The organism is Sorangium sp. So ce834 (genome assembly GCF_051521425.1).
GTDB classification, from domain to species: Bacteria; Myxococcota_A; Polyangia; order Polyangiales; family Polyangiaceae; genus Sorangium; species Sorangium cellulosum_D.
Map to the genome: position 1 here is coordinate 13,055,101 of NZ_CP150351.1, position 20,438 is coordinate 13,075,538.

The window sequence follows — 20,438 nt, forward strand, 5'->3', positions numbered from 1 at the left end:
ACCGAGGAGCGCGCGAAATGGAGCCTCCGCAAAAGCGGACGGCGCACCGCGGTGCGGCCGCTGGCAGCAACGCAATCGGCGCGACTGGCGACGTTCTCAGGGAGCGCCCGACCGGGCGATCAGGCATTCTTGGTGGCTTCTGGCACATACCGCACTGCGCGTCGTTCGGCGCCGGTGAGCGGCCAGCGATACCGGAGATCGATCGCGGGCGCCCAGCCGGCGTGCGCCGGCGGCTCGTCGCGGGCGAGCAGGACCCAGGCTTCGCGCCGCTCCGCCGGCTCGCGCGCGGTGAGCGCCGCGCCGAGGGGCAGCCACGCGTCCGGCGCGAGCGTCGCGCGGGAGATCGCCACCTCGAACGACCTCCCCGCCCGCACGAGGTCCTCGCCGCGCGCGCGCTCGACCCGGGGCGCCTTCTTGAGCTCGCCTTCCTGCACCAGCGTGCCTATCGCGGTCCGCAGGAAGGCGACGCGCTTTTGCAGCGGCTCGACCAGGGTCACGTCCAGATCCGGCCGCAGCAGCGCGAGCGGCAGCCCGGGCGCGCCGGCCCCGGTGCCGACGTCGACCACGCGCCGCCCCTCGGGGACGTGCTCCGAGAGGAGGCGCGCGTCCGCGAGCATCAGGTCCGCGAGCTCGTCGGCGCTCCGCGCGGCCGTCAGATCGACCTTCGCGTTCCACCCCTGGACGAGCTCGAGCCAGCGCGCGAGCGCCTCGCCGGCGCGGGCAGGCAGGCTCGGCTCGCGGCCGGCGAGCACCGTGGCAATCTTCTCGGTCATTCGCGCCGCGGCGCCCTGGGTCATGGCCGCAGTGGAGCACAGGACCCGGGGCGGATGCACCCGGCGGCGCGGCGCGGCCCGCGGATCATCGCGCGCGGCGCGGGCGCGCGGGCCGGTCCGGCGCGGGGGCGCGCTCGGCGCCGCCGAGCGGCAGCGCGCGCTGGGCGCCGACGTCGTAGACGAGGCGGCCGGCGCGGTCGATCCGCGCCGCGGGGCTCAGCGCGTGCGAGGCCCGCGCGCCGGGGCCGAGCAGGTGGACGACCGCGAGGCCGCGCGCCACGAGGGCGTCGGCGATGAGGCGGCGGTGGCAGCGCCACCAGAGCGTCTCGGCGCACATGACGGCCATGCGCCGTCCGGCCCGGGCTTCCGCCTCCACCTCGGCGAGCGCGCGCTGGAACTCGGCCGTCTCCATGTGGTCGGCGTAGGCCCGGAAGCTCGGGTTCTCCCAGGCGACGTGGGGCGAGCCGTCCCGCCCGGTCCGCCGGCCGCCCAGCGCGTCGCCGCGGAAGACGTAGGTCACCCCGAGCGGCGGCAGCGCCTCGGCCAGCGCGGCGCGGCCGAGGTGCGGCGACCGGCTGGATCCCGGGAACCTCCGGACGTCGATCAGCGTGTCGGCCGGCCCCTCGCCGAGCAGCTCGACGAGCTCCTCCACGCTGCGCGTGCCGTGGCCGACGGTGAAGACGGTGTCCACGGGGGAAGCTTTGCGTCCCGGCGGCGCGCGGGCAACGCGCGGCGGAGGCGCGGGGCGGGCTCTGCCGCGCCGGCGCCGGCCTCGGTGGTGGCCCAATTTGCCCCGGAGTGATTCACATGAAGGCGGGAAGGCAGGAAGATCATTGATCTTTTCTTCCCGCCTTCCCGCCTTCATGTTCAAATCCGGCCACCACCCCGGCCTCCCTGTCCCGCTGGCGGCGGCCCCGCCGGCGGGCGCGCGCTACCCCATCCAGCGCAGCAGGTGCTCGAGCGCCCGGCGCTCCTCCGCGTCGGTGACCGACTTCAGCGCGCGGTTCACCTCGCCGACGGCGGCCGCCGCCAGCAGCGCGACGGCCGCGGGATCGGGCGCGCCGCGGCCGCGCAGCCACGCGAGCGCCTCGTGCTCGGTGTTGACGACGATGTGGCACCGGCTCGCGTCGTAACGGACCGGCCTCCCCGAGCGGCTCTCGACGACGGCGCGGACCGGCGACCCCGCGAGGCCCATCCTGGCGATGGCCTCGCCGAGCGCGGCCGCGAGCGGGCTCTCGGCCGCCGCGCCGCGCCGCTCGGGCGAGGCGCCGGTCAGCGCCGCCGCCTCGCCGCCGATGAGGCCGCGCACGCTGCGCCACAGCGCGCCGACCCACGCGCGCGCGCGGCTCGAGTCGGGCGCGCCGCGGGAGCTCGGCGGCGCTTCGGCGATCGCGGCCGCCTCGCCGCCGGGCGCGCCGCGGGAGCTCGGCGGCGCCTCGGCGATCGCGGCCGCCTCGCCGCCGGGCGCGCCGCGGGAGCTCGGCGGCGCCTCGGCGATCGCGGCCGCCTCGCCGCCGGGCGCGCCCGCCGCGGCCCGCGCGCCGCGCGAGCTCGCGGGCGCCGCGGCGCCCGCCGCGGAGACGATGGCCTTGGCGGCGACCCCGACCTCCGCCGCGCCGGCGCCGGCGCGGGCCGACGGCGGCGGCGCCGCGGGCGCGCCGAGCTCGCGCAGCGCGCCCGGGGCGGCCCGGTGGCGCAGCACCTCGACGAGCGGCGAGCCGTCGTCGAGCAGCACGAACGCCGGCGTCCCCTCCGGGAAATCGCCGTCCGCGCTCCCGCGGCGGTCGGTGATCCACAGGCAGCCGCGCGCCGCGAGCTCCGCGCGGATCGCCGCCGGGCCGACGGCCTCCCCGCCGGCCGTCCGCGCGGCGAGCCTGCCGCCGGAGAGGCGGCCGAGCAGGTGCAGGTTCCACAGGTACGGCGCGGCGGCCGCCTCGTCCGAGAGCTCGGCCGCCATCGAGGCCGCCGCCGCCATCGCGAGCTCCGCGACCGCCTCCCACGGCGCCGCGTGGATCGGCCACACGAGGAGCATCCCCTCGACCGGCGCGAGCCCGATCACGCCGCCGGCGCCCGCTCCCGAGAGCAGCGCGCGCGGCGTGAAGCCCTCGTCTGCGCCGCGGTCCTCGCCTGCGCCGCGGTCCTCGCCTGCGCCGCGGTCCTCGCCTGCGCCGCGGCCCTCGCCTGCGCCGCGGCCCTCGCCGGCGCCGCGACCCTCGTCGAAGATCGCCGCGGAGGGCGCGCCGACGAGCACCCGCGGCGCGCGGGGCCACCGCGCCGGCAGCCAGAGCGCGCCGGTCACGAACAGCGGCCGGGGCCCGCCCGTCGCGGCGTCGATCCACCGCGTCGCGAGCGCGTCCCCGGGCGGCGCGAGCCGGCCGCGCAGCCACCGGCCGGCGGCGTCGCGCACCGCCTGCCGGAGCCTCGCCGCGTCCGCGCTCGCCTTGAGCCCGTCGAAGGCGCGGTTCGGCTCGAGCGCGTCGTCGTTGACGGCCGCGCACAGCGGCCACCCGTCGCCGGCGTCGATCGCGCAGAGCGGGCGCCGCCCGACGTGCACCGCGATCCCGGCCGCGCCGGCGTGCTCCGGGGCGAGCAGGCCGATCTCGCCGTGCGCCGGCGGCGCGCCCTCCTGCTGGGCGAAGGGGAAGGCGGCGAAGCACGCCGCGCGCGCCGCGTCGTCGAGGCCGACGACGGCGAGCGGCGGCGCCGCGAGCCGCTCCTCGGTCGCGCGATCGCGCGCCACGACGTCGGTGATGTCCTTGACGAGCACCGCCGTCGCGAGCTGCAGCCGCTCGGGCGTGCTCAGCGCGAGCACCGGCCGCTCGTAGCGCTGCGTCGGGTAGGGCGGCGGCGTCGAGGTGCACAGCCACGTGGCGCGCGGGTTGAGCCGGAGCTCGTCGAGCGACCAGAGGGTCCCCTCGATGTCGGGGAACAGCGGCGCGCTCGCGGCGCCCGCGACCACGCGCTTGCCCTGGGCGAGCGTGCGCAGGACCGCGCGGCGCGCGTGGCCCCGGACGAACGGCGGCAGCTCGTCGAAGCGGGGCGCGAGCGAGATCAGGTAGCGGCCCGCGCCCTTCGCGAGGCGCGTCAGCAGCGCGTGCACCTCGTCCCTCGGCGGGTCCGCGGCGGAGGCGCGCGCCACGATGCGCAGCGGGATCGGCAGATCCACCTCGACGCGCCGCTCCTCGCCGCCCGGGCCGACGAGGCGGGCGTCCGACGCCGGCCCCTCGACGATCTCGACCTCGCCCTCGAGATCGCGCACGCCGAGCGCCGCGGGGCTCATCCGGAGGCGCGGGTGCGCCGGCGCGCCCGGCAGCGCGAGCGGCGCGGGCGCGCCCGCGCCGCGCGCCGGGCGCTCCCCTTCCGTCTCTTGCGTCTCTTGCGTCTCTTGCGCCCTCTCGGCGCGCCTGCGGAGGTTCTGCTCGATGGCGGCGCGGAGCCGCCGCGCCGGCACCGCGCCGGCCGCCGGCAGGACGCGGCCGCCGGCCCACCGCAGGAGCGCCGCGCGCTCGCGCAGGTCGCGGACGACGAGGGGGCGCCAGGCGAGCGTCTCGAAGCCGGGCGCCTCGTCGAGCACCGGGATCGGCCCCGGCGACGGGTGCGCCCGGTCGAGGGCCTCGAGCGAGCACGCGACCTCCTGGCCGCGCGCGTCGAGCATCGCGAGCAGCGGCAGGCGCCGGATGCGCGCCGCGAGCCCGCCTCCAGCCGCCTCGACCGGCGCGCCCCGGGCCCGCTCCGCGAGCGCCCGCGCGCTGTCGAGGAGGTAGGCGACGAGGAGCGCGCCCGGCCTGCCGCCGTGGCGGAGCGGATCGTCCCGCAGCCCGAGCCGCGCGCGCGCCGCCGCGTCGCCCTCCAGCGCGGCGACGATCGCCTCGCAGAGCGCGCGCTCGACCTCGTGGACCGCGGCGTCGTTGCGGGGCGACAGGACCCCGTTCCACGCCCGGTTCGGCACCGCCGTGTCGTCGTCGATCGCGACGTGGGCGGGGCCGAGGAGCGGCGCGGCCTTCAGGGTGGCGAGCGGCTGCGACGCGTGGTGCCACACCTCGACCATCGCGTCGCCGGGCGCGGCGAGGGCGAGGAAGCCGGCGCCGGCGACCTCGAGGACCGGCGCGCCCGCGGCGCCCTTCGGCGCGAGCTTCTCCAGCGACGCCGCGAGCGCGCGCCGCCGCGCCGGGCCCCGCGCCGCGAGCTCGTCCTCGCCGAAGAGCCCCGGCGTGTAGGGGACGAGCTCGCACCCCGGGAGCGCGGCGGCGAGCCAGTCGAGCTCGCGCTGCGACGCGGCGAGCACGGGCCGCCGGTCGGCCGCGCGCCCCCGCGCCTCGGGCGGCGCGGCGCAGAGGCCGCGCGTCGGCCGCGCGAGCGCGGCGAGGCCTTTCAGGCTCACGAACCGGCTCGACCCGTGCAGCGGCCAGAGCCGCGCCTCCAGGAGGCCGCCGAGGCGCGACGGCGCGAGCTCGTCGCCGTCGCGCCGCCCCGCCTTGCCCCGGCGCCCCTGCATGCCGCCGGGCGCGCCGAGGCGCGGCGGCGCGCAGTACAGCGCGCCGATCGCGGCGCGCAGCGGGCCCCTCAGGCGGGCGAGCTCGCGCTCGGGCGGCGGCGCGCCCTGGTGCGCGGCCCTCGGCCCGAAGAGCCGCCGCGCCTCGGCGTCGGCCGCGGCGAGCGCGACGCCGAGCGCGTGGCGGACCGCGCGGAAGAAGCGCGCGTCGCGCTCCACGCCGTCGTACCCGAACCGCGGCCGCACGCGCCCGTCCCACGCGAGCGCGATCTCGACGGGCAGGGGGACGGCGGCGGCGTCGAGCGCCACGGTCTCGAGGTGCCGCCCGTCCACGAACACCCGGACCTCGGCGCCGCGCTGGGCCTCGCCGCCGTCGGCGAAGACGGCGAGCTCGCCGCGCAGGCCGTCGAGCGGCCCCTCGTCCACGTGGAAGGCGGCGCGGAAGGCGTGCTCGGGCGAGGGCGGCACCACGGGCTCGCCGGTCGCGTGCAGCAGGAATGCCCTGCGGCGCCCGGCGCCGAGCTTCGCCTGCTCGAGCATCGCCTCGGTGTCGGCGAGCGGGAGCCCGGCGAGCGCGCGCTCGGCGAGCCCCCCGCGGCTCCAGATCACGTCGTGGGCCCAGGGGGAGAGCTCCTCCGGGAGCCGCGCGTCGCCGCGATGGAGGAACAGGGGCGACCCGTCGCGCCCGTCGAGCGACGCGAGCGACGCCGGCCGCCCGTGCCCGTCGCGGAGCAGCGGGAGCTCGCGCGCGGCCTGCGCCTCGGGCGGCAGCCGCCCGCCCGCGCGCGCCGCCCCGGTCGCGACGCACGCGAAGGCCGCGAGCGCGTCCTCGATCCGGCCGCGGTCCGCGTCGAGGACGAGCGCGCCCTCGGGGACGGCGCCCTCGCCGCGGGCGACGGCGGTGAGCGCCGCGAGCGCGTCGAGCAGCGCGCCGCTCGCCGCCTCGCGCAGGCGCGCGCCGAGGGGCGCGTCCTCGCGCAGCGCCGAGCGCGACGCGTTGGTGGGCAGCTCGTCCGCGTCGACGACGAGGCGGACCGGGAGCTCGACGCCCTGGTAGGGCGCCGAGGGGAACCGCGGCTCGAAGTGGAAGCGCTCGCGGACGAGCCGCACGCCGTGCTCGAGGTAGTCGACGGCGGGGTGGCCGGAGAGGGGGGGAAGGGGGACGAAGGCGGGGAGGGCGGGGAGGGGGGAGAGCGCGCTGGGGAGGGGCGACGAGGGCGGCGCGGGCAGGGGCGTGGCCGTGGCCGGCGCGGCCGCGAGGTCGCGGGGCGCGACGATCTCGAGCGCGGCGCGGCGCGCGCCGTGCACGTGGAAGGGCACGCGCACGAGCGCCGCGGGCTGACCGCCCGGGAGGGCGCGGCGGAGCGGCTGGCCGGCGAGGGTGATCGGGATCGGGAAGTCGGCGGTGGCCGCGGCCAGGTGGGCGAGCTCCGGCGGGGTGTCGCCGGTGATCGCCCGGCGCAGCACCGACCATCCGAGCCGCCGCCGCACCTCGACGCGCAGCCCGGCCGCGGGCATCCCGGGCGGCCTCGGCACCTCGTCGCAGGCGGGGGCGGCGGCCGGCGCGAGGGCGTCGGCAGGCGCCTCGAGCAGGGCGGGCGTGAAGCGCACGCGCGTGCAGGTCGCCCCGGGGGCCTCGCCGGACGGCCCGCGGCCGGTGGTGATCAGGTCGACGCGCGCGGGGCGCAGCCCGAGCGCCGCGTTCACGCCGAGCGCGAGCAGCCGGAGCCTCCGGGACGGCGCGTCGGGCGCGGCGTTGAGCACGTGGTCGAGCAGGCGCGTGAGGACGGGCGCGTCGGGCGGCGCTCCGTCGAAGGTCACGGCCACGTCGTCGGCGTCGTACTCGAGGTCGATCCGCGTCGCGCCGCCGGCCGCGGCGGCGCGGACGAGCTCGAGCAGGTAGAGGTCCAGGTCGACGAGCAGGTGTTCCCGGAGCTTCTGGACGGCGCGGCGGGCATCGACGCGGATGGCGCCGCGGGCGACGACCCGGCTCACCGCGGGAGCCCCCTCGGCGCGCGCGCGAGCGGCGGCGGGCTCGCGGCGAGGTCGAGGAGCCGGTCGCTGTCGTCGGGATCGAGCGGCCCCCTGGCCTCGACGAGCAGCGCGCGGGCGAGCAGGTTGCCGGCGGTCACGGGATCGACGGCGGCGCGCCTGCGGGCGAGCGCCACGGTGTCGCTCTCGACGTTGAGGTAGAGGGCGTGCCCTGGCCGGAAGCGCGCCGCGCGCCGCACCACGTCGCGCGCGGCGTGGCAGCTCCGCTCGGGCCCGCCGCGCTCGCGGGCGGGCAGGAGGATCGCGCCGCGCTCGCGGAGGGCGCCCTGGATCTGGCAGAGGCTCACCCGGGCGACCCTATGCCGGGCGCGGGCGAGCGCGCCTTCGACCACCTGGAGCAGCGGCGCGTCGGCCGCGCGGGCGCTCTCGGGCGCCTCGCGCACGAGCAGGTAGGCCGCGCGCGCGTGCTCGATGCGCGCCGCCGGGAAGCACCGCTTGAGCAGCGCGATGGTGGCGGGGTGGTTGCACAGCACGACGGGCAGGCCGCCCTGCGCCATGGCCTCGGTCAGCGCGTCGGCCCGATCGGCGACGAGCAGCGGCTCGCGCCCTGGCGCGAGCGCCCGCAGGCCGGCGCGCGCCCGGTCGCCGGCGACGGGGCTCGCGAGCGGGAACGGGATCTCGTCGGGATCGAGCGCGGTCGGCGGCGACAGCGCCGCCTCGAGCAGCGCCGCGTACGTGGCGGCGGCGCCCTCGCTGGCGGCGGCGCTCGCCGCGGCCCTCGGGAGGCGGGCGGCGAGCTCGCGGCGGAGCGGCCCTTTGACGAGCTCGCGCACGCGGGCGAGCGCCTCCCAGAAGGCGTCGTCGCGGCGCACGTTGTCGCGGCTCAGGGTGTGCTGGAGGTGGGGGCTCATCACCTTGAACCGCACGCCCGACAGCCCGCCGAAGAGCTCGTCGGTGGTCTCGAACAGGGTGAGGCCGCGGTTGTAGAAGCCGGCGAAGCTCTGGCCCTGCTCGGCGGCGGGCTCGCCGCCGGCGGGGGGTGGGAGGTGCTGGGCGCCGGCGGAGGGGCCGACCACGACGGTGGTGTCCTCCTCGACGGCGGTGACGGACACGGGCGCTGCGACGGAGAGCGGGGCGTCGACGCGCTCGACGCGTGCGCGCGCGTTCCCTTCATGGTCGGCGATGCTGAGGGCGATCTCGCACTCGGCGTGGCGGCACCAGCGGCGGAGCGCCGCGCGCGCGCGCCGCGCGTGCTCCACGAACGCCTCCCGGCTGAGCCGCTGGATCAGGGTCACGCGGGTGCCGCTGCCCTGGCGGGGGCCGGCGTCCTCGAGCTCGTAGCTCGTGTCGCTGCGCAGGCGGAGGCGCCAGGCCTGTCCGTCGCGCCACGTCTCCACGTCGACCTGCTCTGGCTGGATGGCGAACACGGAGACGAAGCCGACGCCGTATTTGCCGATCTTGCTGGGGTCGCCTTCCTTGGACGAGCTGAAGAGGGTGAGGAGCGGACCTTCGATGTCCTCGCGGCGCATGCCGCTCCCGTCGTCGGTGACCGAGGTGGCGCAGGCGCCGGGCAGCGTCTCGACGCGCACGGCGATCTTCCGCGCGCCGGCGTCCATGCCGTTCTGCACGAGCTCGCGGAGGAAGGCGTAGGGGTCGGCGAACTGCTGCACCATGTCGGCCACGGGGCCTGGGGGCGGCGCCTTCGGCGCGGCGCGGTCCTCGCGGGACGATCGGTAGGGGGCCATGGCGCGTTGCGAGGGTATCACAGGGCGGAGGTGGGCCTCGTGTCCTGGGCGTGTCCTGGAAGACTCATGATGTCCCTTCTCGGCGCCCTGCCGATCGCCGTCGTGGCTCCGGTCTGTTCGCCTCGCCGCCGGGGCATCAGGGGTGGTCGGCGCGACGCCCGCGCCTCGCCGCCGGGGCATCAGGGGTGGTCGGCGCGACGCCCGCGCCTCGCCGCCGGGACAGCAGGGATGGTCGGCGCGACGCCCGCGCCTCGCCGCCGGGACATCAGGGATGGTCGGCGCGACGCCCGCGCCTCGCCGCCGGGGCATCAGGGATGGTCGGCGCGACGCCCGCGGTTCGCCGCCGGGCAGGCACTGTTCCGACGGCCGTGGCGGCTTGATCTTCCTGCTCGCCTTTCTACCCTCGACAGGATGCAAAACCTCACGCTGTCCGATCTGAAGCTCGGGCTCACCGACCTGTTCGACAAGCGCAAACCGGCGCTCTTGCGCTCCAGCTCCGGCAAGACCTACGAGCCGATGCTCGCGAAGAAGCTGGAGGAGATCTCCGCGCTTCCTCCCGTCGTGATCGGAGGGAAGGCCCTCGCGGCGGAGCTCGAGGAGACCGACGTGGAGCATGATGGCTTCGGCAAGGCGGTCTGGTACATGACCGAGGCTTACCTCCGGCACCCGCAGGTCTCGGCGGAGACGGTCGCCGCTGCGGCGCGGATCCGCCGCGCGTTCATCCCCGCCCTGTCCGAGCTCAAGGCGAGCTACGCGGACGAGGCCAGGGCGGCCATCGAGCGCAAGAAGATCCTCAAGCAGCACAAGGCCGATCTCGAGCGCTTCCCCGCCGCCGGCGGAGAGACCCTCCATGACTGGATCAGCGGCTTCCTCGACGCCGGCGAGCGGCTCCACTCCATGCTCAGCGATCGCGCCGACATGAAGGAGACCTCGCGCAAGGGCGCGGGCGCGCTCCGCGCCGCCACGATAGGCCTCCTCTCCCGCCTGCGGGCGGGCATCGCCGACGAGGTAGAGCACAACCCGAAGCTGCCGCCCGACCTCGATGCCCAGGTGTTCGGCTATCTGGACGAGCTCCATGTCCCGCGCGCCGCCGCGGCCAGGGTGAAGAAGGCGAAGAAGGCCGCGCCCGAGGCGCCCGCGCCGCCAGAGATTGCCTGAGCGTCCGCGGCGCAGCGCGACCCCTGTTGCCGCATGGACGCCAGCCGGGCACGGACACCCCGATGAATGCTTTGAGCTCGGCATGGGGAAGGGGAATCGATTCGAGATCGGCGCTTGACCCGGGCTCTTGGTTCTCAGGAACGTCCTTGATGCTGCCGAGGCCACGACGCGGACCATCGAGCTCATCGACGTGCTCTGGCTCAAGGGCAACTCGATCGTCGCGGCGTTCGAGGTCGAGTGCACCACGTCGAGAGTAATTCGCTCAGGAGCCCGACGCCTGACACCCCGCCGTGCACGGCGGCGCCAGCTCGCGCTATCCTCTGCCTGCCGGTCTCGGCCGAGCCTCGCCACGACCCGAAGGAGCCCGCCGTGCCCATCGTCCACCACGCCGTCCGCCTCTCCAGCCCGAAGCGCTTCGGCCATCGCGTGCCGCCCGCTCCGCTGGGCGTCGCCCTCCAGCAGGTCGATGTCGCGGTGCGACGCTCCGTCCTGATGGCCTTCGAGGGGCGGAGCGTCGCGGCCGGACGGCCTCGTGCCTGGTTCAACGCCGCCTGCGACATCCGGCTCGTGGACGTCGAGGGCAACGACGACACGATCTTGCACTTCGAGGCCCCGGCGCTCGGCGAGGCCGCCGAGGAGCTCTATCTTCAGGCGGAGATATGGCCCTCGCGGCCTCCTCCCGGTTGGACAGGGTTCGACGTGCTCGCCGGCGTCCTCCAGGACGTCGGCGCTGGCAACCCGGACAGCGAGCGCTTCGATCGCCCCCTGCTCCAGCGCGTCGCGCATTTCGGTCGGCTGCTCGAGGCCGGCTTCGACGCGGTTCGCGTCGAGGAGCACCGGACCGGCGCTCCCGGCGAGGCCCTGCTCGACCGAGCTACCGTCGAGACGGCGAGGAAGCTCAGCGCATCCACGCCAAGAGCCCAGGCCGTGCGCATCGCTGGCCTGCTCGACATGGTCCGGGTGAGCACCCAGTCCTTCGCGATCAAGCTCGACAGCGGAGAGGAGATCCGGGGCGTGCTCGCCGGGGGGAGCGTCGAGGCCGCCCGTGAGCTCCTCAGCCGTCGCGTCCTGGTCCACGGCCGGGCGGTGTACCGCCCTTCGGGTCGCGTCCTTCGGCTCGACGCCGAGCGGATCGAAGATGGGGAGGGGATCTCCGGCTTCTGGTCGAAGGTCCCGAAGCCCATCTTCGGTCGCCGCAGGGAGCCGCGAGCGCTCTACAGACCTCAGACAGCGACCACCGGCGTCAACGCGATCTTCGGAAAGTGGCCGGGCGACGAGACGGACGAGGAGTTCAACCAGGCCATCAAAGAGCTCTCATGACCGGGCTCGTTCTGCTCGATACTGTGGTCGTCCTCCATCTCGTACGAGGGAACGAGACCGGCAGGGCGATCGACGCAGCGATGCGCCTCGGCCAGCACGCGGAGCGCCCGCTGATCTCGATCGTCACGGTCGGCGAGGCGCTCGCGTTTGCGCAGTACCGCGGCTGGGGCGAGGACAAGACAGAACGTCTACGAGCTCTCCTCGAGCAACTTGTGCCGATCGATATCCACGATGACGCCGTGTTCGAAGCCTACGCTGCGATGCACACATACCTGGTACGAAAGGGAAGGAAGCTGTCCGATAACGATATCTGGATCGCAGCATGTGCACGGGCGGCATCCGCTACCCTGATCACGACGGACAAGGACTTCGACCCACTTCACGGCGAGTTCATCCAGCGCGTCTGCTTCGAGTGAAAGACAAGGTCGGCTGGAGACCCTCGGGGCATCCGAGAACCTCCCAGCGCCGGCCGCTGAGCCGGCCCGCTTTCTCGCCGCGTAAGCCGGCACGCTGACGCCGCGCCCATTCTCATCCCGATCGCACCGAGCCGGCCCCCGGAGCCCTTCCCCCGCGCGCTTCGTCCACGGTATATCTTCACTTCTTGCCCTCGAGGAGATGTGAGCCTGATGGAATCTGCCCCCAGCGCGTTGCTCGGCGAGCTCTTCGCCCGTTCTTCCGATCTGCTCTTCATCGCCTCGGCCGACGGGGCGCTGCTCCACGGGAGCGGTGGGCTCCGTGAAGCGCTGGGCCCCGGGGTCGAGGGCGGCGCGCTCCTCGCGGAGCTCGCGCACCCGGACGATCGCGCGGCGCTCGAGGCGGCGTGGTCGGCGCTCCGCCAGCGCGGCGAGCCCGTCGCGTTCGACGTGCGCCTGCGCGACGGCGGCGGCGCCTACCGGCCGCTCTCGTGCAACGCCAGCCGGTCGTCGTCCGACCCAGGCGCCGTCCTCGGCTCGCTCCGCCCCGCGCCCGCCGTCGCCTCCGCCGCGCCCGCGGCGACCGAGGAGGAGCTCAGCACGCTGCGGCTCAAGGCGCACATCCTGGACGCCATCGCCGAGCACATGGACCCGCTCGCGATATTCGTGACCCGCCCCGACGGGGTGTGCATCTACCATCAGGGCAAAGCGGTCGCCAAGCTCGGGATGAAACCGGGGCAGCTCGTCGGGGTCAACATGGCCGAGCTCTATGCCGACGCCCCCGGAAACGCCGAAACGGAGCAGCGGCTGCTCGAAGGCGAGGTGTGCCGCTTCCGCAGCGAGACCCACGGCATCGACTGGAACAACTGGCTCATCCCGTTCGGCGAGCCGTCCGGCGGGCGCGTCGGCGCGATCGGCCTGGCCATCGATATCTCGGAGTCCAAGCTCGTCGAGAACGAGCTGCGCATTCAGCTCGACAGGATCGCGGCGCAGCAGAAGGTGATTCGCGATCTCTCGACGCCGATCATCGAGGTCTGGGACGGCGTGCTCACGCTGCCCATGGTCGGCACGGTCGACAGCGTGCGCACCGCCGAGGTCATGGACAGCCTGCTCCGGCAGATCGTCGAGAAGCGGGCGAGCTTCGCCATCCTCGACCTCACCGGCGTCGAGGTCGTCGACACAAAGGTCGCCTCCCACCTCGTCGAGCTCGTCACCGCGATCCGGCTCCTCGGCGCCGACGGCATCGTCGCCGGCATCAAGCCGACCGTCGCCCAGACCATGGTCGCCCTCGGCCTCGACCTCACCCAGCTCAACACGCAACGCAACCTGCGCGCCGCGCTCAACTACGCCATCCGGACCATGACCCGCGCCCAGGGCGCCTCGCTCGCGCCGAGCCACCCGGCGCCCGGCAAGACGCCGTCCCCCTGAACGCCGCCCCGCGCGCCGCCGCGACGTCCCGGGCCGCGCAGCCGCGCCGCCCCGGGCCCGCGCAGCCGCGCCGCCCCGGGCCCGCGCAGGCGCGCCGCCCCGGGCCCGCGCAGGCGCGCCGCCCCGGGCCCGCGCAGGCGCGCCGCCCCGGGCCCGCGCAGGCGCGCGCCTCGCCCGGGGCGCCGCGCGCGGCTCACTCGTCCACGAGATCGAAGACGATGCCTCCCTGCGTCTTGATCCGGTGGGTCGACCGGTTGGCGCTGTTCACCGGAGAGGGCGTCAGCGGGTTGGGCGCGGCGCCCACGATCACCGGACGATCGGGATCGCCGTTCACGAAGGCGATGAGCACCTCGGTCCCCGGCTTCAGCGGGAAATGCGTGCCGTAGTTCGCGCCGGCGTGGTTCTGGAGCATGCGCACCGGCCTCGACGTCAGGCCGCCGGCCGCCCCCGTGTCGAACAGGAACCGGATCATGTACCTGCCCTGATCGTCGATCTGCGCGTCGTTGCCCCCGCCGCCCGGCCCCGCGTCGACGATCCCCGTGACCACGCCGCTGATCCGCGGGATCGGCGTGACGCGCGGCGGCCGATACGTGTTCTTGGCCGGGATCCCCCGGAAGGCGTTCACGTAGCGCTGGGGCGCCTCGCCCCCGCCCCAGCCGCCGGCGGGCTGCGTCACGTGGTGCTCCACCTCGACGAAGAGCAGCTCGAGCCCCTCGAGGTTCGGGTGCCCCTCCAGCGTCGACCGCGCGCCCGCGCCGAGACCGCACACGGCGCTCCTGCCCGTGTAGACGAGCTGCGTCGCCTGCCGCTCCTCGGCCCGGATCTGCGCCAGCACCTTCCCCTCCGCCGGCGTCTTGTAATGCCCGCCGAACTCGATCACGCCCCCCGCATACCCGCTGGGCAGGACGTGCTCCGACGTCAGATCGAGCATCGGTTGCCGATAGTTGTAGTCGCGGGCCACGTACACGCTCGGCACGAGCCGCGACGTCGCCCCGATCTCGAAGACGTCCCGGGTCTCCCCGCGCTCGCGGAACTGGACGGACGCGGCCTCCCCGGCCGCGGGCTTGAACCCGCTGGCGTCGTCGGTGAAGACCATCGTGTCCTGCCCGTCCTGGTGCTCGAAGAAGAAGCTGATCCCGACGTGCTCGGCCAAGCGGGAGATGAAGGCGAAATCGGTCTCCTGGTACTGCACCGTGAACTCCCGCGACGGATAGGTGCCCATCAGCCGGAACTCCACGTCGCTGCCGCTCAGGCCCACGAGCTCCAGCTTCTGCTTGATGAGCTCCGGCACCGCCTTGTTCATCGAGATCTCGGTGGTCTCGACCAGCGTGAGCCGGTGCGCGCGCGGGACGACGCGCAGCCGGTAGGCGCGGTGGTCGAGCAGCGTCGCGAGGCGATCCTGCACCTCGGCGACCATGCCGTGGATGCGCCGCAGCTCGACCCCGTCCCGCTCGAAGACGATCGCGACGCTCTCCCCCGTGAAGGCCTGGCCGTCGACCGCCGCCTCGCTCGGGCAGGCCACCTCGACGTCGAACGCGAAGAGCTGCGAGATCGCCTCGCGCCCCGACAGGCTGTTGAGCTGGAGGACGTCGGACGAGAGGCCGGCGAGCTCGATGCGAATGTCTAGGGTTTCGTGCTGGGTGGTCATCGTCGCAGCTCCATCCATCGTGCTGTGGGAGAGGATCGCCCGCCTCGGCGCGCCGTCCGCCGGGGCGTCCGGCGCGCCCGGCGAGGCGGGCCTCACGGGCTATCGTTTGCGCTCGAACCGTTCGTAAAGGCTCCTCCTCAATGCGGGTGACGGGGTCGGCAGCGACGGGCGCTCCAGCGGAGGGGGCGGCGGCCGCCGGGGCGGCGGGGCCGCCGGCGGCTCGTCCGGCTCGAACGACCGCGCGGGCGAGGCGCTGATCACGGGCTGCGGCGGAGGCGACGGCTCCGGCAGCGCGGGCGCCGGAGGCGGCAGCGGCTCCGCGGCCAACACGAGCTCCGGGGACGACGGCTCCGGGAGCCGCGCGCGCGGGGGCTCCGCCGCGCCCGCGGCCGCGGGCTCCGGATCGAGCGCCGGCGCCGCGGGGACGGCGGCCCCGGGCGCGTCGGCGCGCGGCTCCCAGTCGTCCTCGAACGAGAGCGCGAGCGTGCCCGAGCCCATGCGCTCGTCGGCCGCGACCGGCTCCCGGGAGAGCATCGACGGGGGCAGGCCGGCGCCCGGGGGCGCCGGCTGGAACGGGAGCGCCGGCGCGTCCGCCGCGCCGTCGTCGGGCTCGGACAGCAAGGCCAGCGTCGTGAGGGGAGACCCCGCCGGGAGGTCTTCCGCCGAGGAGAGCGAGAGGGTCCCGGTGTCGAACCGGGGCGCCGGCGCCCCCGCGGCGTGCCCGGCGACGTCGCCGGGCGGAGGCCCGTCACGGAACGGCGTCGCCGCCTGGACGAAGGCCGCCACGCCGTCTTCCGCGAGGCTCATCGTGCGCGACCCGGCGGCCGGATCGGCCTGCGTCGCGCCGAGGCCGCCGTCGGAAAGGCCGAGCGCGCGGACGGCCGCGTCGGCCGCCCGGGCGAGGCCGGGGCCCGCGGCGCCCGCGTCGGCGGGCCGCTCGGGCCACTCGAGCGGTTCTCCGGGGAGCTCGACCCCCGCCACGATGGCGGCCGCCGCGAGCGCGGCCTCGTCGGGGACGGCGAAGCTGCCCCGGAAGACGAGGGTGCACCGCTGCTCGTCGCCGTCGATGCGCAGCGTGTCCGCGTGCAGATCGAGCGGCTGGCCCTCGCTCACGCCGAAGGCCGAGAGGCCGTGGATGCGCGCGCGGCCGCGCGCCTCGGGCAGCCGCGTCCGGAGGCGCGGCAGCGTGGGGTGCAGCCCCTGGAGCTCGATCCATTCGCCGCCGCGCAGGGTGCGCGTCCGCTGATCGGGGGGCGCGGCCTGGTAATAGGCCCACGCGAAGGCGTCGGGGATGTCGGCGATGGGGGCGTCGAGCGCCTTGCGCGGGGTGGCGCCGAGCAGCCGCCTGCGCGCCGGCCAGGCGCGCGCGATCGGGCCGAAGCCGGCCGCGCGCGCCGGGTGGAGCGGATCGAGGATGTTCGCCTCGGGATCGGACGGGTCGCCCGTCGCCTGCACGCCGAGGAAGTTCTCGTGATCGCTCTCCCCGCGGAGCGCCCGCTCATACACGATCGGCATCCGCTGGAACCCGGCCCTGTCCTGGACGAGGAGCTCCTTGTCGAGGAGGACCTCGCCCTCGTCGGAGATCGTGAGTCGCACAGGCAGGGAGTGCACGGGCGCGCCGGGCGGCGGCGCGTGGGCGTGGCCGGTGAAGAGCACGTCGGCCTGGTCGAGGTGCGGCGCCAGATCGCTCGTGAGCTTGACGCTCCGGGCCGGGTTGTTGCCGTGATGCACCTCCCCGTGGAGGATCTTCTGCGGCTCGACCCTCGGCATCTCCGCGTCCGCCGCGAAGGCGAAGGTGGCCTTGACGATCACGGTGATGCGGAGCTCGCCCCGGCTACGCCAGGCCACCGAGGTCGCTGCTGCTCCGCTCAGCGGCGTGACCCTCTCCGGCGCCGTCGCACTGTTCGCCATTCCACGGGTGTATAGCACAGCCGCCGTCGCCCCCCCGGCCGAACCCGCGCCGCGCCGGGCCGATCTGCCGGCGGTGCGCGCGCGGCGGCCCTGCTGTAGGGAGCCGCGAGGGTCGGTGGCGGCGCCGCGAGGGTCGATGGCGGCGCCGCGAGGGTCGATGGCGGCGCCGCGAGGGTCGATGTCGCCATAACGAATGGCTGGGGGCGAGCGCTGTATCGGCCGCTGCGCGGGGCGGCGGAGCGCAGAAACTTGCGGCCGCCCTGCGCCCATGCGACCCACTGCGATCATGAAGCTGGCTGGAACCGCTCGCGCGCTGGCGGCGCTCGCCGTCCTCGTCATGATTGGCTCGTTCGGCTGCGACACGGTGGCCACGCTCGTCGCGCCCGCAGTCCCGGTGGTCATCGAGAAGGCGACCGCGCCCGGAGACCCGGCCGCGCCCGAGGATCCGGCCGGCGCGCACGAGCCGCCCGAGAGCCGGAAATGCTGCTTCCGGAGCGGCGAGAGCGTCGCGAAGGTGTGCGAGAGCAAGGAGCGTTGTTGTACGGGCAGGTACGACCGCAGCGCGTGCGAGGATTCGGGCGGCCTCTGGTTCCAGAGCGCCGACGGCTGCGCCGGCGCCTGCTGAGGCGCGCGGGCGGCCCAGGCCGCCGCGCCCGGAGATTAAGCGGCCGCGCAGGGAGCGATCGCGCCAGGAAGGCTGGCGCCCGCATGGCCTGCCGGCGTACGAAGGGGCGTGCGCGAGCTCGACCCCGACGCCCTGCACCGGCTCGTCCAGCGGGTCACGGGCCATGCTCCGTCGTCGCTCTCGCCCCTGCGCGGCGGCGTGTCGTGCCGGCGCTACCTGCGCGTCGTGACGCCGGCCGGCACGGCGGTCGCGATGTTCTCACCGAGCGCGGACGGCGACGGCGTCGCGGCCGGCGCGGCTCCCCCGCGGTGGCCGTTCCTGGAGGTGCACGCGCTGCTGCGCGAGCGCGGCGTCCGGGTCCCGGCGCTGCTCGCGGAGGACTGCGAGCACGGCCTGCTCCTCCTGGAGGACCTCGGGGACCGGACGCTCGCGGCCTTCGTCGAGCGCGAGCCCGCGCGTCGCGCCGAGGTCTACGCGCTGGCCGTGCGCGATCTGGCGCGGGCGCAGCGGGCGCTCGCGGCGCTGCCGCGCGGCTCGATCGTCGACGCCTGCGCGCTCGACGCGACCCTGCTGCGCTGGGAGCTCGACCATTTCCGCGCGTGGGCGCTCGACGCGCGCGGCCTCCGGCTCGGCGACGCCGCGCGTGCCGAGTTCGACGCGCTGGCGGGTCGGCTCGCCCGGCGCATCGCCGCGTGGCCGCGCGGCTTCGTCCACCGCGATTTCCAGAGCCGCAACCTCATGGTCGTGGACGCGCCTGGCGGGGGCCTCGAGCTCGCGTGGCTCGACTTCCAGGACGCCCTCCTCGGCCCGCGCGTCTACGACCTGGTGACGCTCCTCAACGACAGCTTCCAGGATCTCGATCGACCGTTCGTCGAGGCCCGCCTCGACGACTACGCGGCCGCCGCCTCGCTCGATCGGGCGGCGCGCGAGGCGCTCGGCCGGGAGTTCGATCTGGTCACGGTCCAGCGCAAGCTCAAGGACGCCGGCCGCTTCGTCTTCCTCGACCGCATCGGCGCGGATCCGGGCTACCTGCGCTACGTCGAGCCCGCGCTGGCGAGGGCGCGCGCCGCGCTCTCGCGGCTCGGCGACGACGGGGACATGCGCGCGCTCTCGCGGATCGTCGCGCGGGCGTGAGGGAGAATTCAACGCAAAGGCGCAAAGGCGCAAAGACGCAAAAAGGCAAGAGAAAAAGGGGGTGTCGCCGTCGAGCGTCTCGATCGGGCGAGCGCTTCATTCTCTTCTTCTTCCTATCTTCATTCTCTTCTTCTTCCTATAATTCTCCTTGCGTCTTTGCGCCTTTGCGCCTTTGCGTTAAATTCTCTCCCTCCCCGCGTCGGCCGGCTGGCCCGCGCCCCTCCGGAACCGTCCGGCTCAGAGGTCCGACGCCTCGAGGAAGCGCTGGAGGAACGTGACGGCGCTCGTCCCGCCGGCCTCCGGAACGCCGCCGAACATCGCGAACTGGTGCCATACCCAGTCCGCGTTCAGATAGACGTCCTTCTCGCCGTCGTCGAGCGAGGAGCACACGTGATCCCAGCGCGGGTTGACCCCGGGGAGATAGCCGCTCTTGTCGGGCGGCAGGCACGAGACGCGGGCCCCGTCCGCGCTGCCCGCGAGCCTCCGCTGGATCGCCGCGTTCGCGTCGAGCTGGTGCCCGCCGGTCATCCGCAGCCGGCGCGAGGCGTCGCCGCTGTACCAGCGGAGGATCGTGGCCTCGCTCTTGGCGATGCCGCGGGCGTCGAAGGCGAAGACCTCGCTCACCCGTCGCACGTTGGCGGCCAGCGCCTGCCACAGCGGCAGCCCGCCCGCGCTGAAGCCCGCGAGCCCGAGCTTCCCGAGCCGCGCCCCGCCCGGCCCGAGCGCGATCTTGCGCGCGCCCCCGAGGAAGCGGAGCGCCGCCTCGGCCAGGCCAGGAAGGCCCGCGGTCGTCGCGGCGCCGAAGCTCGTGCCGCTCGGCCAGGGGTGCAGCATGACCACCGCCCTGCCGCTCGCGGCGAGCGCCTCCTCGAAGCCGCAGCGGAGATACACCCAGCGGGAATCGTCGCGCGGGTCGCGCTCGAACACGTCGCGCGCCCAGTACGAGGCGCTCGGATCCGGGTCGGGGCTGAGCAGGTACCGATTCAGACCGAACATCTCGTGGCGCTGGTCGACCCGGGTATACGCGTACCCTTCCGGCCGGTAGAACACGAGGGCCGAGACCCCGGCGTCCGGCGGCGCCTTGCAGGCCTCGGGGATGCTCGCGAACCAGATCTTCGGCTCCCCCGCGGTGGCGCCGAGGGCCACGAGCTCCGTGCCGGGCCGGTGCTCGCGCTGGTACTCGTCCGAGTACTGCGCATAGGCCATCCAGAACGGGGTGATGTCGACGAAATCGGTCCTGATCTGCGCGAGCGCGAGGCCCGGCGTCGACGTCACGTCGATGAGCGGGTGCGCCTGCCCGAGCGCCGGGTCCGGGGCGGGGCCGAGCGCCGTCCCGCCGCCGGCGACGTCGAAGGCCTGCTCGACCGACAGGACCTCTTCCTGGAGGGCCGGGACGTCCTCGAAGGCGCCGAAGGCCGCGGAGAAGCGCGCCGTGAGCGCGACGCGCGCCGCGCCCGCGGGGATGTCGAACTCGCGCAGCCCCGGGCCGGCGCGGGCGAGCGGCAGCGGCGCGCCGTCGGCCGTCGCCTGCACCTCGGCGAGCGCGTCCGGCAAGAGCGGGCTGCCCGCGTTGCGCCAGGTGACCCGGAGCTTCAGCGGCACGCGGCGCTCCGGACCGGACGGCGCGCGCGCGGCGCGGCGGCGCCGGTGGTGCGGCTCGGGCCGTCGCCGGCGGGGAGGCAGCGCTGCGGGGCGGGGGGCACGGTGCGCCCAGGATACCAAAAGGCGGGGGGCGCGGGAGAGCGGGAGAAGAGGGGAGTCCGGAGGGGCCTCTGACTCCCCGTGTCGCTCGGCCGTTC

The 20,438-nt window shown here is 75.6% G+C and carries 13 protein-coding genes; 6 read left to right on the top strand and 7 right to left on the bottom strand.

All coding sequences use genetic code 11. From position 1 onward, the window contains the following. Window positions 1-119: 119 nt before the first annotated feature. The 4 genes from WMF20_RS47750 to WMF20_RS47765 all read right to left on the bottom strand — a co-directional run bounded on the left by WMF20_RS47750 (window position 120) and on the right by WMF20_RS47765 (window position 9,002). Entirely contained in the window at window positions 120-773 is a 654-nt protein-coding gene (locus WMF20_RS47750) for a 16S rRNA (guanine(527)-N(7))-methyltransferase RsmG (RefSeq protein WP_207217678.1), read from the bottom strand. A gap of 85 nt (window positions 774-858) precedes the next feature. Further along, entirely contained in the window at window positions 859-1,464 is a 606-nt protein-coding gene (locus WMF20_RS47755) for a DUF488 domain-containing protein (protein ID WP_437608472.1), read from the bottom strand. Between the two features lie 240 nt (window positions 1,465-1,704). Then, complete coding sequence (locus tag WMF20_RS47760) at window positions 1,705-7,260, bottom strand: hypothetical protein (protein WP_437608474.1); 5,556 nt, start codon at window positions 7,258-7,260, stop codon at window positions 1,705-1,707. Further along, entirely contained in the window at window positions 7,257-9,002 is a 1,746-nt protein-coding gene (locus tag WMF20_RS47765; RefSeq protein ID WP_437608476.1) for an ATP-binding protein, read from the bottom strand. The genes WMF20_RS47760 and WMF20_RS47765 overlap by 4 nt, the downstream gene beginning before the upstream one ends. A 411-nt stretch (window positions 9,003-9,413) precedes the next feature. Here WMF20_RS47765 and WMF20_RS47770 point away from each other — a divergent pair, with 411 nt between their 5' ends. The 4 genes from WMF20_RS47770 (at window position 9,414) to WMF20_RS47785 (ending at window position 13,321) form a co-directional block, all read left to right on the top strand. Continuing rightward, window positions 9,414-10,160: a hypothetical protein gene (locus WMF20_RS47770; protein WP_437608478.1), complete on the top strand. Its 747-nt coding sequence runs from the start codon at window positions 9,414-9,416 to the stop codon at window positions 10,158-10,160. A gap of 369 nt (window positions 10,161-10,529) precedes the next feature. Next, complete coding sequence (locus tag WMF20_RS47775) at window positions 10,530-11,480, top strand: hypothetical protein (RefSeq protein ID WP_437608480.1); 951 nt, start codon at window positions 10,530-10,532, stop codon at window positions 11,478-11,480. Further along, window positions 11,477-11,896 carry a PIN domain-containing protein gene (locus WMF20_RS47780; RefSeq protein WP_437608482.1) on the top strand — a complete coding sequence of 140 codons (420 nt, stop codon included), beginning with the start codon at window positions 11,477-11,479 and terminating at the stop codon, window positions 11,894-11,896. The genes WMF20_RS47775 and WMF20_RS47780 overlap by 4 nt, the downstream gene beginning before the upstream one ends. A gap of 210 nt (window positions 11,897-12,106) precedes the next feature. Then, complete coding sequence (locus WMF20_RS47785; protein ID WP_437608483.1) at window positions 12,107-13,321, top strand: STAS domain-containing protein; 1,215 nt, start codon at window positions 12,107-12,109, stop codon at window positions 13,319-13,321. Window positions 13,322-13,514: 193 nt separating this feature from the next. On the opposite strand, the gene WMF20_RS47790 is transcribed toward WMF20_RS47785, so the two are convergent. Both WMF20_RS47790 and WMF20_RS47795 read right to left on the bottom strand, forming a co-directional pair. Further along, window positions 13,515-15,065: a type VI secretion system Vgr family protein gene (locus WMF20_RS47790; protein ID WP_324293041.1), complete on the bottom strand. Its 1,551-nt coding sequence runs from the start codon at window positions 15,063-15,065 to the stop codon at window positions 13,515-13,517. A 3-nt stretch (window positions 15,066-15,068) separates the two neighbouring features. Further along, complete coding sequence (locus WMF20_RS47795; RefSeq protein WP_437608484.1) at window positions 15,069-16,817, bottom strand: DUF2169 family type VI secretion system accessory protein; 1,749 nt, start codon at window positions 16,815-16,817, stop codon at window positions 15,069-15,071. A 349-nt stretch (window positions 16,818-17,166) separates the two neighbouring features. Here WMF20_RS47795 and WMF20_RS47800 point away from each other — a divergent pair, with 349 nt between their 5' ends. Both WMF20_RS47800 and WMF20_RS47805 read left to right on the top strand, forming a co-directional pair. Continuing rightward, complete coding sequence (locus WMF20_RS47800) at window positions 17,167-17,505, top strand: hypothetical protein (protein ID WP_437608486.1); 339 nt, start codon at window positions 17,167-17,169, stop codon at window positions 17,503-17,505. A 108-nt stretch (window positions 17,506-17,613) separates the two neighbouring features. After that, the gene (locus WMF20_RS47805; RefSeq protein ID WP_437608488.1) at window positions 17,614-18,639 is read left to right on the top strand and encodes an aminoglycoside phosphotransferase family protein; all 1,026 of its coding nucleotides are present in this window, start codon (window positions 17,614-17,616) and stop codon (window positions 18,637-18,639) included. A 237-nt stretch (window positions 18,640-18,876) separates the two neighbouring features. On the opposite strand, the gene WMF20_RS47810 is transcribed toward WMF20_RS47805, so the two are convergent. Then, window positions 18,877-20,241 (bottom strand): hypothetical protein, encoded by a 1,365-nt coding sequence (locus WMF20_RS47810; protein WP_437608490.1) that lies wholly within the window; start codon window positions 20,239-20,241, stop codon window positions 18,877-18,879. Window positions 20,242-20,438 lie beyond the last annotated feature (197 nt).

What these genes read in the sequence shown, in the direction of transcription:
- WMF20_RS47750 (WP_207217678.1), bottom strand. Translation starts at nt 773, where the DNA reads ATGACCGAGAAGATTGCCACGGTGCTCGCCGGCCGCGAGCCGAGCCTG.
- WMF20_RS47765 (WP_437608476.1), bottom strand. Translation starts at nt 9,002, where the DNA reads ATGGCCCCCTACCGATCGTCCCGCGAGGACCGCGCCGCGCCGAAGGCG.
- WMF20_RS47770 (WP_437608478.1), top strand. Translation starts at nt 9,414, where the DNA reads ATGCAAAACCTCACGCTGTCCGATCTGAAGCTCGGGCTCACCGACCTG.
- WMF20_RS47780 (WP_437608482.1), top strand. Translation starts at nt 11,477, where the DNA reads ATGACCGGGCTCGTTCTGCTCGATACTGTGGTCGTCCTCCATCTCGTA.
- WMF20_RS47785 (WP_437608483.1), top strand. Translation starts at nt 12,107, where the DNA reads ATGGAATCTGCCCCCAGCGCGTTGCTCGGCGAGCTCTTCGCCCGTTCT.
- WMF20_RS47800 (WP_437608486.1), top strand. Translation starts at nt 17,167, where the DNA reads ATGAAGCTGGCTGGAACCGCTCGCGCGCTGGCGGCGCTCGCCGTCCTC.